The following is a 14,581-nucleotide window of genomic DNA, read 5'->3' as shown; positions in this document are numbered from 1 at the left end:
GCGCGCCCCGCGCCAGCGGCCCGGGGTGCGCGCGCTGGGGGCGCGCGCCGACACCGAGAACGCGGGGGAGTTCGGCATCGACCTCGACCGGACCCTGGTGATCGGCCCGTCCGCGAGCACGGGGCGCACGGCCGGGACGGGGGCCGGGGCCGGGTTCGGGTTCGGGTTCGGGTTCGGCGGAGAGCCGCACACCGCCGCACCCGTCCTCGGCTACCTCGGGGCGATGGACGGCGTACGCAGTGACGACCACGACCAGTTCCTGTTCGTGTCCGCCGGCGCCGGACCCAGCGCGGCATGCGCCCTCTACCGGCCCGAGGGGTGGTGAGCCCGGTGCAGCGTACGAGCCCGCCCGCCGAACGCAACGACACGGGCAGTGTGCCCGGGTGGCTGGAGCGGAACGCCCGCGCCTTTCCCGACAAGCCGGCCGTGATCCACCCCCTCGGCCGCGGCCGCGGGTACGGCACCGTCACCTACGGGCAGTTGCAGGCGACGGTCGAGGAGCTGGCCCGCGGATTCGAGCACGCCGGGATCGCCCGGGGCACCAAGACGGTGCTGATAGCCCCACCCGGACCGGAACTGTTCGCGCTCGTCTTCGCGCTGTTCCGGGTCGGGGCCGTGCCCGTCGTCGTGGATCCGGGCATGGGGGTGCGGCGCATGCTGCACTGCTACCGGGCCGTGGGCGCCGAGGCCTTCATCGGGCCGCCCCTCGCCCAGCTCGTGCGCGTCCTGGGCCGTCGTACCTTCGCCGGAGTACGGGTTCCCGTCACGCTGGGACGCCGCCGCCTCGGCCGCGGTCACACCCTGGCCGCACTGCGCGCCGTGCCCGCACCCACGCCCCGAGCCGGAACCGGAACCGGAGCCGGGAGCGCCGTGCGCCCGGAGGGGACGGCGCCGGCGGGCGGGGACGACCTGCTGATGATCGGCTTCACCACCGGAAGCACCGGACCGGCCAAGGGAGTCGAGTACACCCATCGGATGGCGCTGTCCATCGCCCGCCAGATAGAGGCCGTCCACGGCCGCACCCGCGACGACGTCTCCTTGATCACGCAACCCTTCTACGGGGTGCTCGACCTGGTCTACGGCTCCACCCTCGTGCTCGCACCGCTGGCCCCCGCCCGGGTCGCTCAGGCGGACCCGGTGCTGCTCGTGGACGCACTGGAGAGGTTCCGCGTCACCACCATGTTCGCCTCGCCCGCACTGCTGCGGAACCTGGCCGGGCACCTCACCGGCGCCGTCCGCGAGCAGCACCCGCTGCCCGACCTGCGCTGCGTGGTGTCGGGCGGGGCCCCGGTGCCCGACGCGGTCGTGGCCACACTGCGCCGGGCACTGGACGAGAAGGCGCGGATCCACGTGACGTACGGCGCCACGGAGGTGTTGCCGATCACCTCGATCGAGGCGGCCGAAATCCTCGGCGACGACCACGTTCACGGCGATGGCGACAGCGACAGCGACAGCGACAACGACGACGGCGACGGGGGCGGCGGCCGCGAACGCGGCGGTACCGCGGCCCGGTCCGCCGCGGGCGAGGGGACGTGCGTCGGCCGGCCCGTCCCCGGCACCCGCGTGACCATCGCCCCCGTCACCGACGGCCCGCTCGCCCGCCTGGACCCCGCACGCAGCGTGCCGGCCGGCCACATCGGCGAGATCCTGGTCCACGGCGACTCCGTCAGCCGGCGCTACCACAACGCACCGCAGTGCGACGCCCTGCACAAGGCGACCGAGGAACGGCCCGGTGGCGAGGCCCCGCGCCTGTGGCACCGCACCGGTGACCTCGGCCGTCTCGACGACGAGGGACGGCTGTGGTTCTGCGGCCGCGCCGCCCAGCGGGTCCGCACCGAATTCCGGGACCTGTACACCGTGCGCGTCGAAGGGGTCTTCAACGCCCATCCCCTCGTCCGGCGCACCGCCCTGGTCGGCATCGGGAGGTCCGGCGCACAACGGCCCGTCGTCTGCGTCGAGATCGAGACCGCAGCGCACGGCGGAGCGCTCGACGACAGCGGGTGGCGGCGGCTGGTGGCCGAACTGCGCGCGCTGGCCGACGCGCACGCCGCGACGACCGGTCTCCGGGAGTTCCTGCGCCACCCCGGCTTCCCCGTGGACATCCGGCACAACGCCAAGATCGGCCGCGAGGAGCTGGCCCGCTGGGCCGAGCGGCAGCAGGACCGTCCTACCCCGCTGTTCTCGCGTACGAGCCCCGGCACCCGGGGGAGGACGCGGTGAAGATCCTGGTCACCGGCGCGTCCGGGTTCCTGGGCGGGCACCTGGTCGACGGCGCCCTGAGCCAGGGCCATCAGGTCCGCGCCCTCGTACGGCCCGGCAGCGATGCCGTACGCCTGCGCTCCCTGCCCGGGGTCGAGGTCGTCACCGGCGATCTCACCGACGCCGGCTCGCCGGGGCGCGCGGCGGAGGGCTGCGAGGCGGTGCTGCACAGTGCGGCGCGGGCCGTCGACCACGGCAGCCGCGCGCAGTTCGAGGCCGCCAACGTCACCGGCACGCTGCGGCTGCTGGCGGCCGCGCGGTCGGCGGGGGCGCGGCGGTTCGTGTTCGTCTCCAGCCCGAGCGCGCTGATGCGGGTGCGGGAGGGCGACCGCTTCGGCATCGACGAGAACACCCCGTACCCGCAGCGGTGGTTCAACCACTACTGCGAGACGAAGGCGATCGCCGAGCAGTACGTACGGGCGGCCGACGGACCGGAGTTCACCACCTGCGCGGTGCGCCCGCGCGCCATCTGGGGACCGCGTGACCACGCCGGCTTCCTGCCGCGCATGGTCGACGCCATGCGCTGCGGCCGGCTGCCCGACCTGTCGGGCGGCAAACGGGTCCTCGTGTCACTGTGCCACGTCGACAATGCGGTGGACGCCTGCCTGCGCGCCGCCGTAGCCCCCGCCGGACGGGTCGGCGGCAGGGCCTACTTCGTCGTGGACCGCGAGGAGACCGACCTGTGGCCCTTCCTGGCCCGCGTCGGCACCCTCTTCGGCTGCCGCCCGCCCGCCCCGCGCATCCCGCTCCGCCTCGGCCGCTCGATCGCCGCGGCGGTCGAGACGGGCTGGCACCTGCACCGCCGCGCCACGGGCCCGAGCAGGGGCCGCGGCCCGGAGTCGGGGCCGCCCATGAGCCGCTACATGCTGGCGCTGCTGACCCGCTCGGCCACGTACGACACCACCGCCGCCCGGTACGACCTCGGCTACACGGCTCCGCGCACCCAGGCCGAAGGACTGCGGGCACTGCACGAGTGGGTGACGGCGGAGGGCGGCGTCGCCGCCTGGACCGCCCGCCCGGGAGCCTCCACCGGCTCCCCCGCGGCGGGCCCCCCACCCGCGCCCCGCCCCCCACCCCACCCCAACCGGCCACGGGACACCCCGGGCTGACAAACCCCCCCGCCCCCGCCGCCGGCGCCCCCCCCCCGCCCCTTCGTGCATCAGTGCCGTGCATCAGGCCCGTGCATCAGGGCCGTATCCGGCCCGCGCATCAGGCCCGGCGGTGCCGCGCGGCCCCCTTGGAGGCTTCCTTGGAAGCCTCCTTGGCTGCGTCCTTGGCGGCCTCTTCGGCAGCCTCCTTGGCCTCCCACTCCGCGATCACGTCGATCGGCGGCGGGGCCTTCGCCAGGAACACCCACGTGAAGTACACCGCCAGCACCATCGGCGGCAGCTTCAGGGCGATCAGCACCCAGCCCAGCTGCGTCGCGTCGCCCCACCAGTACAGCGGGAAGAGGATCGCGTACTTCGCGAGGAAGATGATCCCCCAGGCCAGGCTGGCCTTGGTGTACGCCTTCTTGCGCCCGGGGTTGCGGGTGCGCCAGGACAGGTTCTCCTTGAACACCGGCCCCAGGATCACGCCCAGCAGCGGGAACCCGACCAGCGCGGACAGCGTGAAGGCCACGCCCAGCCCGGCGCCGTAGATCATGCCGGGCAGGTAGAAGCCCTTGGCGGTGCCGGTGAACAGGGCGAAGGCCACACCGACGCCCACGCCGAAGACGCCGCTGAAGGCGTGCTTCACGGTGTCCTTGCGCAGCAGGCGCACGATCACGAGCAGGACGGCGACCGCGCCCGCCGCGATCGCCGACATCTTCACGTCCTTGTTGACCGTGTAGATCATCACGAAGAGCAGCCCGGGGAGCATCGTCTCCACGGTGCCCCGGATGCCGCCGAAGGCGTCGAAGAGCGCGGCCTGCGTGACGGCCTTCTGGTCCGCGGAAGGTTCGCCGGCGGGATCCGGGGTGATCGGTTTGTCGAGTGACGTCACCGGTTAGTGCTCCTGTCCGAGCGGTCGGAGTTCGTACTTCGGATTGAAGAGGACCCGGCGGCCGTGGCTCATCGCGATCCGCCCGGAGGCGATCATGCGCCGCCCCGGTTCGATTCCCACGATCGAGCGACGCCCGAGCCACACGACGTCCAGCCCCGCCGAGCCGTCGAAGAGCTCCGCCTCCAGGGCGGGCACTCCGGCGCGCGGCCGGAGGGTGACGGTGCGCAGGGTCCCCGTCACCTTGACTATCTGGCGGTCGTGGGAGTCGCAGATCCGCGTGCACCCCGCGGCTTCTGCGTCCTCCTGCAGTTCCGCCGAATGCAGCTCCTCCTGCGAGGTGGACAGCCGCTCTATCATCCGCCGGAACCGGCCCGCCGGCCTGACCGGCTTGACGGACTTCTCGGGACGCGGTTCAGCACTCATACAGGAAGCGTACCGGCGCGCCCGCTACCTCTCGAAGCGGTATCCCATGCCCGGTTCGGTGATGAAGTGCCGCGGGTGCGACGGGTCCGCCTCCAGCTTGCGGCGCAGCTGTGCCATGTAGACCCGCAGGTAGTTCGTCTCGGTGCCGTACGAGGGCCCCCAGACCTCCTGGAGCAGCTGCTTCTGGCTGACCAGCTTGCCCCCGTTGCGGACCAGCACCTCCAGCAGGTGCCATTCGGTGGGCGTGAGCCGTACGTCGCGCCCTTCGCGCACGGCCTTCTTGGCGGCCAGGTCCACCGTGAAGCCGTCGGTCTCCACCAGCACCTCGTCCTCGCCGGTCCCGGCGGACGGCTCGGCCCGGCGGACGGCCGCGCGCAGCCGTGCCAGCAGCTCGTCCATGCCGAAGGGCTTGGTGACGTAGTCGTCGGCCCCGGCGTCCAGCGCCTCGACCTTCTCGTCGGAGCTGTGCCGGGCCGAGAGGACCAGGATCGGCACCCGGGTCCAGCCGCGCAGGCCCTTGATCACCTCGACGCCGTCCATGTCGGGCAGGCCCAGGTCGAGAACGACGACGTCGGGGTGACGGGCGGCCGCGAGTTCCAGGGCGCCGGCCCCGTCCGCCGCGGCGTCGACCTCGTACTTGCGCGCCTTCAGGTTGATCACGAGGGCTCGGACGATCTGCGGCTCGTCGTCCACCACGAGCACCCGGGTCATTGAGGTCCTGCTTTCTGTCGTATGCGGTCGGGAGCGAGCGGGTCGGCGCCGGCGGGTTCGCCGGCGCCTTCACTGTGGCGCGTCGCGGCGCGCAGTGTCAGCACCATGGTGAGGCCGCCGCCGGGCGTGTCCTCGGCCGCCAGGGTGCCGTCCATGGCCTCGGCGAAGCCTCGGGCCACGGCGAGGCCGAGGCCGACGCCGGTCCCGCGGGGGGCGTCCCCGTGCCGCTGGAAGGGGGCGAAGATGCGGTCCTTGGCCTCGTCGGGCACCCCGGGTCCGCGGTCGACGACGCGGACCTCGACGCGGTCGCCGAGGAAGCTGGCCGCGACCAGTACCCGTTCCCCGGCCGGGCTGTACTTGACGGCGTTCTCCACCACGTTGGCCACGGTCCGCTCCAGCAGTCCGGGGTCCACCGCCACCATCGGCAGGGTCTCCGGGACGTCGAGGTCCACGCTGTCCTCCGGTACGCCGCCCAGCGCCATCGGGACCACCTCGTCGAGGTCGATCTCGCGGATCAGCGGGGTCACGGTGCCGGTCTGGAGCCGGGACATGTCGAGCAGGTTGCCGACCAGGTGGTCGAGGCGGTCGGCGCCGTCCTCGATGCCCGCGAGGAGTTCGGCCCGGTCCTCCTCGGACCAGTCCACGTCGTCGGAGCGCAGGGAGGACACCGACGCCTTGATGGAGGCGAGCGGCGTACGGAGGTCATGGCTGACGGCGGCCAGCAGCGCGGTCCGGATCCGGTTGCCCTCGGCCAGCCGCCGGGCCTCCTCGGCCTCCCCGACGAGGCGCTGGCGGTCCAGGACGACGGCGGCCTGCGCGGCGAAGGCGCCGAGCACGCGGCGGTCCTCGGCGGGCAGCACCCGGCCGGACAGGGCCAGCGCCATGTGGTCCCCGATGGGCATGTCCACATCGGCGTCCTCGGGGCGGCCGACCGGGCCGGGGCCGACGCTCCCGGCGGGCTTCCAGGGGTCCACGTCGCTGCTGCGTTCCAGCAGGGCCACGGACTCCATGGCGAAGGTCTCGCGCACCCGCTCCAGCAGCGCGTCCAGCGTGGTCTCGCCGCGCAGCACGCTGCCGGCCAGGAAGGAGAGGATCTCGGACTCGGCGCGCAGCCGGGCGGCCTGGTGGGTGCGCCGGGCGGCGAGGTCCACCACCGAGGCCACCGAGACGGCCACCCCGAAGAAGACGGCGATGGCCACGATGTTCTTCGGGTCGGAGACGGTGAACCGGTGCACCGGCGGGGCGAAGTAGTAGTTCAGCAGCAGCGAGCCGAAGGCCGCGGAGGCCAGCGCCGGCCAGAGCCCGCCCAGCAGCGCGGCGGCCACGGTCAGCGACAGGAACAGCAGCATCTCGTTGGCGAGGCCCGGGTCGGCGTTCACGTGCGTGAGCAGCACGGCCAGCAGGGCGGGCAGGACCATCCCGACGATCCAGCCGGCGATGATCCGCGGCCGTCCGAGCCGGGCCGCCGAGCGGACCACGGGCAGGCCGCGGCCGCGGGCGACCTCCTCGTGCGTGACGATGTGCACGTCGAGGTCGGGCCCCGAGTCGCGGGCCACGGTGGCTCCGACGCCGGGTCCGAAGACGTACTGCCAGGCCTTGCGGCGGCTGGAGCCGAGCACGATCTGGGTGGCGTTGACCCCGCGGGCGAATTCGAGGAGCGCGTCGGGGATGTTGTCGCCGATCACATGGTGAAACGTTCCGCCGAGGTCCTCGACGAGGGTCCGCTGGACCGCCAGTTCCTTCGGCGAGGCCGCGGTCAGCCCGTCGCTGCGGGCGATGTAGACGGCCAGGATCTCGCTGCCCGAGCCCTTGGCGGCCATCCGGGAGGCGCGGCGGATGAGCGTGCGGCCCTCGGGCCCGCCGGTGAGCCCGACGACGATCCGCTCGCGGGCCTGCCAGGTCGTGCGGATGTTGTGCTCGCCCCGGTACTGCTGGAGGTACTCGTCGGCCCGGTCGGCGACCCACAGCAGCGCGAGCTCGCGCAGGGCGGTGAGGTTGCCGGGCCGGAAGTAGTTGGACAGGGCCGCGTCGACCTTGTCGGACCGGTAGATGTTGCCGTGGGCCATCCGCCGGCGCAGCGCCTGCGGGGACATGTCGACGAGCTCGATCTGGTCGGCCCGCCGCACCACCTCGTCCGGCACGGTCTCGCGCTGGCGCACCCCGGTGATGGACTCCACCACGTCGCCGAGCGACTCCAGGTGCTGGATGTTCACGGTGGACACGACGTCGATGCCGGCCCGCAGCAGCTCCTCGACGTCCTGCCAGCGCTTGGCGTTGCGCGAGCCCGGCACGTTCGTGTGCGCGAGCTCGTCCACGAGCGCGACGGAGGGCCGGCGCGCCAGGACGGCGTCCACGTCCATCTCCGTGAAGGCGGCGCCCCGGTACGCGATCTCCTTGCGCGGCACCTGATCGAGCCCGTGCAGCATCACCTCGGTGCGCGGCCGCCCGTGGTGCTCGACGAAGCCGACGATGCAGTCGGCGCCCCGCTCCACCCTGCGGTGGCCCTCCGAGAGCATCGCGTAGGTCTTGCCCACACCGGGTGCCGCGCCGAGGTAGATCCGTAGCTTGCCGCGTCCCATGCGCCCATTCTCCGGGACGTTTCCGCCGATCACGCACCTTTTGCAGACCGTCCGCCCATCCCTGACGGATCTCTGACGCCGCCCGGGTACGGCCGCGGGCCGTACCCCCGGAGGAGTACGGCCCGCGGCCGGAAACGGTCGTCGCCGGGGTACCGCCGGGTCAGCGGACCTCGGTGATCGTCGGGCCCTGCTCCAGCTGGCCCATGCCGCCGGAGAAGCGGGAGCCCTCCTGGTCCTCGGTCTGCACGCCGTCCGGCACCATCTGGGCGTCGTTCGGCAGCTTCAGCACGATCGGGTCGCGCGGAGCCATCGGGCCGTCGCCGCGCACGATGACGGTCTCCCGGAAGATCTGCTCCAGCACGCCCGCCGACTCGGGGCGCACCGCGCCCTGGCCGGAGATGACGCCGCGCAGGAACCAGCGCGGGCCGTCGACGCCGACGAAACGGACCAGCTGGGCGCCGGTCTGGCCGTCGGGCATCGGTACGGGCACCTGGGCGCGCAGCTCCCAGCCCAGCGGACCCTCGACCTCGTCGATGATGCCGCCCTGCTGGGTGATGCCCGTGGCGATCTCCTCGCGGACCTCGCCCCAGATGCCTTCCTTCTTGGGCGCCGCGAAGGCCTGCAGCTGCACGGCGCTGTCGCCGAGGACGACCGTCGCGGCGACGATCGCGTCACCGGCGACCTCGACGCGCAGTTCCATGCCCTCGACACCCGGTACGAGAATGCCGCCCAGGTCGACGCGGCCGTCCTCGGGCGCACCGAGCACCTCGGAGACGTCCCAGGGGCCGTCGGGCCGCGGGGCCGGCGGCAGGTTCACCCTGCGGGGCGCGGAGTCCTGCTCCTCGCCGCCGTCCTGCTCGTCGGCAGCCACGCCGTCCACGACCTGCTCGGCCGCGCCGCCGTCCTTGGCGGAGTCGTTCTTCTTGCGACGTCCGAACACGTCACTGTCCTTCCCGGTCGGATACGACCGAAGCGTAGCCATTCCCACCCTGCTGACCAGCGCCGGATCCGGCCACGGCCGCATGACCGCCGGTGGAGCCGAAACCCCCCTCGGCCCGGGCCGAGCCGGGAAGTTCCGCCACCTCGTGGAAGCGCACCTTCTCGACCCGCTGGACAACCAGCTGGGCAATGCGGTCGAAGCGCTCGAACCGGACGCTTTCGCGCGGGTCGAGATTGACCACGATCACCTTGATCTCCCCACGGTACCCGGCATCCACCGTCCCCGGGGCATTCACGAGCGCGAGCCCGCAGCGGGCCGCCAGCCCCGAGCGCGGGTGCACGAACGCCGCGTACCCGTCGGGCAGGGCGATGGAGACGCCCGTGGGCAGCACCGTGCGTTCGCCGGGCTCCAGCACGGCGGCCCGGGTGGTCACCAGGTCGCAGCCGGCGTCGCCGGGGTGACCGTACGCGGGCAGGGGCACCTCGGGGTCGACGCGCTTGATCAGCACGTCGACGGGTGCCGCGTGGTTGGGGTTGTGCGTAGCCATCAGGGGTTCACCTCGAAGGCGCGTGCGCGCCTGACCTGGTCCGGGTCGGACATCGCCGCCCGGATCTCCTCGGGCCGACCGTTGTCGATGAAGTGGTCGACCTTCACCTCGATGAAGAGCGCCTCCGCGCGCACGGCGACGGGGCCCTCGGGCCCGCCTATCCGTCCGACCGCGGTGGAGTAGATCTTGCGGCCGGCGACGGCGGTGACCTCGGCCTCCAGGTACAGCACGGTGCCGACGGGCACCGGCTGCACGAAGTCGGTCTCCAGCCGTCCCGTGACCGCGATGACGCGCAGCAGCCAGTTCAGGGAGCCCAGCGTCTCGTCGAGCGCGGTGGCGAGCACGCCGCCGTGGGCGAGCCCGGGGGCGCCCTGGTGGGCGGGCTTGACGGTGAACTCGGCGCTGACGCGTACGCCCTCGCCCGCGCGGGCCTCCAGGTGGAGTCCGTGGGGCTGGCCCTCGCCGCAGCCGAAGCAGTGCTCGTAGTGCGCACCGAGCAGCTCGCCGGGCGCGGGGGCGTCGGGGTGCCGGACCGGCGCGGCGGCATCGGCCGGGGGCGTCAACGCTGTGTTTCGTCCACTCACAGGCGCAGACCTTACCCGCGCCGCTACCCGGCGGTCGCCTCGTGGCAGGCTTGGCGGTATGCAGCTCTCCCCCGCGCACCACGACGAACGCCTGACCGCCCCCCGCTCCTGGTGGGCCATCGCCGTACTGATCGGCCTCGCGTGCGCGCTGATGCTGCTGCCGCTGGGCACGCTGCCGCTGCTGGCCGGGCTGGTCGGGGGCACCGCGCTGGCGGGGATGCTGGTGAGTTCGTACGGCTCCGCGCGCGTGCGCGTGGTGGGCGGTGCGCTGGCCGCCGGTGACGCGCGGATCCCGGTGGCGGTGCTGGGCGAGCCCGAGGTGCTGGACGCGGAGGAGGCGCGCGCCTGGCGCACGTACAAGGCGGACACCCGCGCCTTCATGCTGCTGCGCAGCTACGTCCCGACGGCGGTGCGGATCCCGATCACCGATCCGCAGGACCCGACCCCGTACGCGTACGTCTCCACGCGGGAGCCGCAGGCGCTGGTGAAGGCGATCCGCTCGGCCAAGGGCTGACGGACCGGCCGACGGCGCAAGGCCAGCAGGCCGGGGGTCGCTCAGGCCGGGGGCCGCTCAGGCCGGGGGCCAGTCCTCGCGCGGGTCCTCGATGACGACCCTGCCCTCGAGTGCGGCCCTTTCGGCCTCGGGAAGGGGCTGGGAGGGCTGCTCAAGGGGCGGGAGCTCCGGCAGTGAGTCCCACGCCACGGCGCGCCTTCGCAGGTCGGCACGGACCTTCTCGGCGAGTTTTCGGGTGTCGCGGTGGTTCATGACCGCTCCGACGGTCGCGCCGATCATGAACGGCATCAGGTTCGGCAGGTTGCGGAACGTCCGCTTCACGATCTGTTGGCGCAGTTCGCGCTTCATCTGACCACCGAGCGCGACGTTCAGCGTCGTCGGTTTGGTCAGGTCCACCCCGCGCTCCTCCGTCCACGCGGTCAGGTAGGCGAAGCTGCGCTCCCTGAGGTTCCCGGACGGCCGCTGGCCGTAGACCTCGTGGAGCTCCGCGACGAGTTTCAGTTCGATCACTGCGACGCCGGTGATCTCCGCGGCCAGTTCGGCGGGCATCGCGGGCGGCACCGGGAGCATGGCTGCGGCCCCGATACCGGCGCCCACCGTCGAGGTGCCGTACGCGGCGCCCGCGATCAGCTTGTCGGCCAGCTGATCGGGACCGAGGCCCGGGAACTGCGCGCGCAGGGTCGCGAGGTCCCGAACCGGAACGCGCGGTGCGTTCTCGATGATGCGGTCGGCGATGTACTGGACGGCGGCCCTGGCATGTTCGCCGCCCTTGCGCACACCGCTCTTGACGGCCTGCAGCCGACGAGCCCCGGACCAGCGCCGGGCCGCCTCGTCGGACTCTGCGGCCGTCGGCACCGCCGGGGCGGCGCCGGAGGACACGGCGGGTACGCCGGGGGCTCCTGGGCCCGTTTCCGGGCCCGTGGCTCCCGCCTGCGTCTCCGCCGGATCACCAGCCTTCCGGAAGCGCAGCTTCCGAAACGGTGTCGAGCCGGTCACGGCCGACGCCTCTCAGTCGCAGTCGCGACAGATCGGCTGCCCGTTCTTCTCGCGCGCCAGCTGGCTGCGGTGGTGCACCAGGAAGCAGCTCATGCAGGTGAACTCATCGGCCTGCTTGGGCAGCACCCGGACGGCCAGCTCCTCGTTGGAGAGGTCCGCACCGGGGAGCTCCATGCCCTCCGCCGCGTCGAAATCGTCGACGTCGACGCTGGAAGACGACTTCTCGTTGCGCCGGGCCTTCAGCTCTTCAATGCTGTCGTTGTCGACGTCGTCGTCGGTCTTGCGTGGGGTGTCGTAGTCCGTTGCCATTGTTCGCTCTCCCCCTCTGGGATTTAGCGGTGTCTCAGCGCACGTAACGCGCGAGAGGCCGGACTTGTGCCCGACCTGAGGCGGAGATTTTGCCTCACATCAAGGTCTGTTACTCAATCGACACCCAGCCGCCCACCTGAAGGAGCGATTGGCTGGGATGACGACCGGGACCGTACACGGTCCGGGGGCCGTCTTGCACAAACGCCACCCCGTGTATTTCCCGCCGTTCGAGGGGCGGGAAACCCGGACTTCCCGGGCTTTCCGGCCTCTTTCGGGGTCACTGAACGCACATGACCCAACACTCGACAATGTGATCGATCACACAACCCTCCCGTCGCCCGCCTTCCGGCCATTCAGCCGACAGCGAACAGGCGGTGAGGGGACTCACAGGGGCAAAGTGACACGCATCACGAGGCCACCGCCCTCGCGCGGCGTCGCCGAGATCCGGCCGCCGTGGGCGCGGGCCACGGAGCGCGCGATCGACAGCCCGAGCCCGACACCCTTGTCGCTGCCCGTTCGCTCCGTACGCAGCCGTCTGAAGGGCTCGAAGAGGTTGTCCACCTCGTACGCGGGAACCACGGGACCCGTGTTCGAGACCACGAGGATCGCCTGGCCGTGCTGGGACTCGGTGGTGACCTCGACCCAGCCGTCCTCCGGCACGTTGTACCGGACGGCGTTCTGCACCAGGTTGAGGGCGATCCGCTCCAGCAGCACGCCGTTGCCCTGGACCACGGCGGGCGCCCGCTCGCCGCGGATCTCGACGCCCTTCGCCGCGGCCTCCCCGCGCGCCTGGTCGATGGCCCGCGAGGCGACCTCCGCCAGGTCCACGGGCTTGCGTTCGACTATCTGGTTGTCGCTGCGCGCGAGCAGCAGCAGGCCCTCGACCAGCTGCTCGCTGCGCTCGTTGGTGGCCAGCAGCGTCTTGCCGAGCTGCTGGAGTTCCACCGGCGCACCCGGGTCCGACAGGTGCACCTCCAGCAGCGTCCGGTTGATGGCGAGCGGGGTGCGCAGCTCGTGCGAGGCGTTCGCGACGAACCGCTGCTGCGCGGTGAAGGCCCGCTCCAGCCGGTCGAGCATCTCGTCGAAGGTGTCGGCCAGCTCCTTGAGCTCGTCGTCCGGCCCGTCCAGCTCGATCCGCCGGGTCAGGTCGGAGCCGACCACCCGGCGGGCGGTCCGGGTGATCTTGCCCAGCGGCGAGAGCACCCGGCCGGCCATCGCGTAGCCGAAGGCGAAGGCGATGATGCTGAGGCCGAGCAGGGCCATCAGCGACCGGCTGAGCAGGTCGTCCAGCGCGTGCCGGCGCTGCTCCAGGATGCAGGTGTTGATCGCCGCGTTGAACTGGTCGTGGGTCTGGCCCTTGCCGATCACGCCGGGGCAGGTGCTCGTGACCTGGATGTCCGTACCGCCCACGATCTTGAACGGCAGTCCGTTGCCCTCGCGCAGCGCCTGCGCCGCCAGCAGGTAGATGATCGACAGCAGCAGGATGCCGGCGATCAGGAACATGCCGCCGTACAGCAGCGTGAGGCGTATGCGGATGGTCGGCCGCAGCCAAGGGAAGGGACCCTCGGGCTGGCCGGGGTCCCAGGTCGGTCTCGGCGGCACCGTGGGTGGTGCCGGGGTCGCCGCCACCCGCGTCAGATCCGGTAGCCGGAGCCGGGCACGGTCACGATGACCGGCGGCTCCCCGAGCTTGCGCCGCAGGGTCATGACCGTCACCCGCACCACGTTCGTGAAGGGGTCGGTGTTCTCGTCCCATGCCTTCTCCAGCAGCTGCTCGGCGGAGACGACGGTCCCTTCGCTCCGCATGAGAACCTCCAGCACCGCGAACTCCTTGGGAGCCAGCTGGACCTCCCTGCCCTCCCGGAACACCTCGCGCCGGTTCGGGTCCAGCTTGATGCCGGCCCGCTCCAGTACGGGGGGCAGCGCGACGGTGGTGCGCCGCCCCAGGGCGCGCACGCGGGCGGTCAGCTCGGTGAACGCGAAGGGCTTGGGCAGGTAGTCGTCCGCACCCAGCTCCAGGCCCTCCACCCGGTCGCTCACGTCGCCGGACGCCGTCAGCATCAGGACGCGGGTGGGCATGCCGAGCTCGACGATCTTCCGGCAGACGTCGTCGCCGTGCACGAGGGGGAGGTCGCGGTCGAGCACGACCACGTCGTAGTCGTTCACCCCGACGCGCTCCAGCGCCGCGGCGCCGTCGTACACGACGTCCACGGCCATGGCCTCCCGGCGCAGCCCGGTGGCCACCGCATCGGCGAGCAGCTGCTCGTCCTCGACGACGAGTACGCGCACGTCGTTTCCTTCCATAGAGCCCTGAGGGCACACGTGTGTATTGCGTCGTCCATCCTGCCCGTTTCAGCCGTAAACCGGCTGTAAGGCGCCGCTCACGGGCCTGCACGGGCCGGAAGTGAGGATTCCCTCGGCTCACGAGGTTTCTGGGCCCAGGGTGCCGGGGAGGACGACACCACACCCCGACCACTCCCTGACGGCGGACTGCCACGTGCCGCCGCCGACCCACGAAGAGGGGGCGAACCCACCATGGACGCATTCACCGCGGGTCTTCTGCAGCGCATCCGGGCCACGCAGACGGACCTCATTCAGGCCCGTGAGACGGGCGACGACTTCCTCGTGGAAGTGGAACAGGCGGAACTGGAAGATCTCCAGCGCCTCGCCGCCGAACACGGCGTCGCCGTCTCCGCCTGCTGACGGCTCACTTCACTCCGGCCGGAACCCCGGCTGC

Annotated in this window: 16 protein-coding genes; 5 read left to right on the top strand and 11 right to left on the bottom strand. The window is 72.3% G+C overall.

Going from position 1 to position 14,581, the window contains the following annotated elements:
• The 3 genes from ACFXA3_RS16055 to ACFXA3_RS16045 form a co-directional block, all read left to right on the top strand.
• Positions 1-325: hypothetical protein (locus ACFXA3_RS16055; RefSeq protein ID WP_385187194.1), on the top strand; the 325-nt coding region annotated here is incomplete at its 5' end.
• Positions 326-330: 5 nt separating this feature from the next.
• Positions 331-2,220: an AMP-binding protein gene (locus tag ACFXA3_RS16050; protein WP_385187192.1), complete on the top strand. Its 1,890-nt coding sequence runs from the start codon at positions 331-333 to the stop codon at positions 2,218-2,220.
• Positions 2,217-3,368, top strand: coding sequence for an NAD-dependent epimerase/dehydratase family protein (locus tag ACFXA3_RS16045; RefSeq protein ID WP_385187190.1), 1,152 nt, complete (start codon positions 2,217-2,219; stop codon positions 3,366-3,368). The genes ACFXA3_RS16050 and ACFXA3_RS16045 overlap by 4 nt, the downstream gene beginning before the upstream one ends.
• 100 nt (positions 3,369-3,468) lie before the next feature.
• On the opposite strand, the gene ACFXA3_RS16040 is transcribed toward ACFXA3_RS16045, so the two are convergent.
• The 7 genes from ACFXA3_RS16040 to ACFXA3_RS16010 all read right to left on the bottom strand — a co-directional run bounded on the left by ACFXA3_RS16040 (position 3,469) and on the right by ACFXA3_RS16010 (position 10,026).
• Complete coding sequence (locus ACFXA3_RS16040) at positions 3,469-4,242, bottom strand: DUF3159 domain-containing protein (protein WP_385187188.1); 774 nt, start codon at positions 4,240-4,242, stop codon at positions 3,469-3,471.
• A gap of 3 nt (positions 4,243-4,245) precedes the next feature.
• Entirely contained in the window at positions 4,246-4,665 is a 420-nt protein-coding gene (locus ACFXA3_RS16035; RefSeq protein WP_082411105.1) for an OB-fold nucleic acid binding domain-containing protein, read from the bottom strand.
• 24 nt (positions 4,666-4,689) lie between these two features.
• Positions 4,690-5,376, bottom strand: a complete 687-nt coding sequence (locus ACFXA3_RS16030; RefSeq protein ID WP_385187187.1) for a response regulator — start codon at positions 5,374-5,376, stop codon at positions 4,690-4,692.
• Entirely contained in the window at positions 5,373-7,955 is a 2,583-nt protein-coding gene (locus tag ACFXA3_RS16025) for an ATP-binding protein (RefSeq protein WP_385187185.1), read from the bottom strand. Before ACFXA3_RS16025 ends, ACFXA3_RS16030 begins: the two co-directional genes overlap by 4 nt.
• A gap of 160 nt (positions 7,956-8,115) precedes the next feature.
• Entirely contained in the window at positions 8,116-8,895 is a 780-nt protein-coding gene (locus ACFXA3_RS16020; protein ID WP_385187184.1) for a DUF3710 domain-containing protein, read from the bottom strand.
• Between the two features lies 1 nt (position 8,896).
• Complete coding sequence (gene dut / locus ACFXA3_RS16015) at positions 8,897-9,442, bottom strand: dUTP diphosphatase (protein WP_385187182.1); 546 nt, start codon at positions 9,440-9,442, stop codon at positions 8,897-8,899.
• Entirely contained in the window at positions 9,442-10,026 is a 585-nt protein-coding gene (locus ACFXA3_RS16010) for a PaaI family thioesterase (RefSeq protein WP_385187180.1), read from the bottom strand. Before ACFXA3_RS16010 ends, dut begins: the two co-directional genes overlap by 1 nt.
• A gap of 58 nt (positions 10,027-10,084) precedes the next feature.
• On the opposite strand from ACFXA3_RS16010, the gene ACFXA3_RS16005 reads away from it, so the two are divergent.
• On the top strand, positions 10,085-10,540 hold the full coding sequence (locus ACFXA3_RS16005; RefSeq protein ID WP_054227492.1) for a DUF3093 domain-containing protein: 456 nt from the start codon (positions 10,085-10,087) through the stop codon (positions 10,538-10,540).
• A gap of 57 nt (positions 10,541-10,597) precedes the next feature.
• Here the strand turns inward: ACFXA3_RS16005 and ACFXA3_RS16000 are convergent, their stop codons facing one another.
• The 4 genes from ACFXA3_RS16000 to ACFXA3_RS15985 form a co-directional block, all read right to left on the bottom strand.
• Positions 10,598-11,536: a hypothetical protein gene (locus tag ACFXA3_RS16000; RefSeq protein ID WP_385187178.1), complete on the bottom strand. Its 939-nt coding sequence runs from the start codon at positions 11,534-11,536 to the stop codon at positions 10,598-10,600.
• 12 nt (positions 11,537-11,548) lie between these two features.
• On the bottom strand, positions 11,549-11,845 hold the full coding sequence (locus ACFXA3_RS15995) for a DUF4193 domain-containing protein (RefSeq protein WP_030154344.1): 297 nt from the start codon (positions 11,843-11,845) through the stop codon (positions 11,549-11,551).
• A 384-nt stretch (positions 11,846-12,229) separates the two neighbouring features.
• Positions 12,230-13,474 carry a sensor histidine kinase gene (locus ACFXA3_RS15990; RefSeq protein ID WP_385187176.1) on the bottom strand — a complete coding sequence of 415 codons (1,245 nt, stop codon included), beginning with the start codon at positions 13,472-13,474 and terminating at the stop codon, positions 12,230-12,232.
• Positions 13,475-13,479: 5 nt separating this feature from the next.
• Positions 13,480-14,133 (bottom strand): response regulator transcription factor, encoded by a 654-nt coding sequence (locus ACFXA3_RS15985; protein WP_030036265.1) that lies wholly within the window; start codon positions 14,131-14,133, stop codon positions 13,480-13,482.
• A gap of 246 nt (positions 14,134-14,379) precedes the next feature.
• Between ACFXA3_RS15985 and ACFXA3_RS15980 the strand changes: the two genes are divergently transcribed.
• Positions 14,380-14,547 (top strand): hypothetical protein, encoded by a 168-nt coding sequence (locus tag ACFXA3_RS15980; protein WP_385187174.1) that lies wholly within the window; start codon positions 14,380-14,382, stop codon positions 14,545-14,547.
• Positions 14,548-14,581: the final 34 nt, after the last annotated feature.

The sequence above is a fragment of the Streptomyces sp. NPDC059456 genome (assembly GCF_042750055.1).
Lineage (GTDB): Bacteria > Actinomycetota > Actinomycetes > Streptomycetales > Streptomycetaceae > Streptomyces.
The sequence above is the reverse complement of the archived record's forward strand: the minus strand, read 5'-3'. Positions and strand labels throughout refer to the sequence as shown.

Excerpts from the sequence above, each read along its gene's own strand:
- ACFXA3_RS16035 (WP_082411105.1), bottom strand. The coding sequence starts at position 4,665 with ATGAGTGCTGAACCGCGTCCCGAGAAGTCCGTCAAGCCGGTCAGGCCG.
- ACFXA3_RS16030 (WP_385187187.1), bottom strand. The coding sequence starts at position 5,376 with ATGACCCGGGTGCTCGTGGTGGACGACGAGCCGCAGATCGTCCGAGCC.
- ACFXA3_RS16025 (WP_385187185.1), bottom strand. The coding sequence starts at position 7,955 with ATGGGACGCGGCAAGCTACGGATCTACCTCGGCGCGGCACCCGGTGTG.
- dut (WP_385187182.1), bottom strand. The coding sequence starts at position 9,442 with ATGGCTACGCACAACCCCAACCACGCGGCACCCGTCGACGTGCTGATC.
- ACFXA3_RS16005 (WP_054227492.1), top strand. The coding sequence starts at position 10,085 with ATGCAGCTCTCCCCCGCGCACCACGACGAACGCCTGACCGCCCCCCGC.
- ACFXA3_RS15995 (WP_030154344.1), bottom strand. The coding sequence starts at position 11,845 with ATGGCAACGGACTACGACACCCCACGCAAGACCGACGACGACGTCGAC.
- ACFXA3_RS15980 (WP_385187174.1), top strand. The coding sequence starts at position 14,380 with ATGGACGCATTCACCGCGGGTCTTCTGCAGCGCATCCGGGCCACGCAG.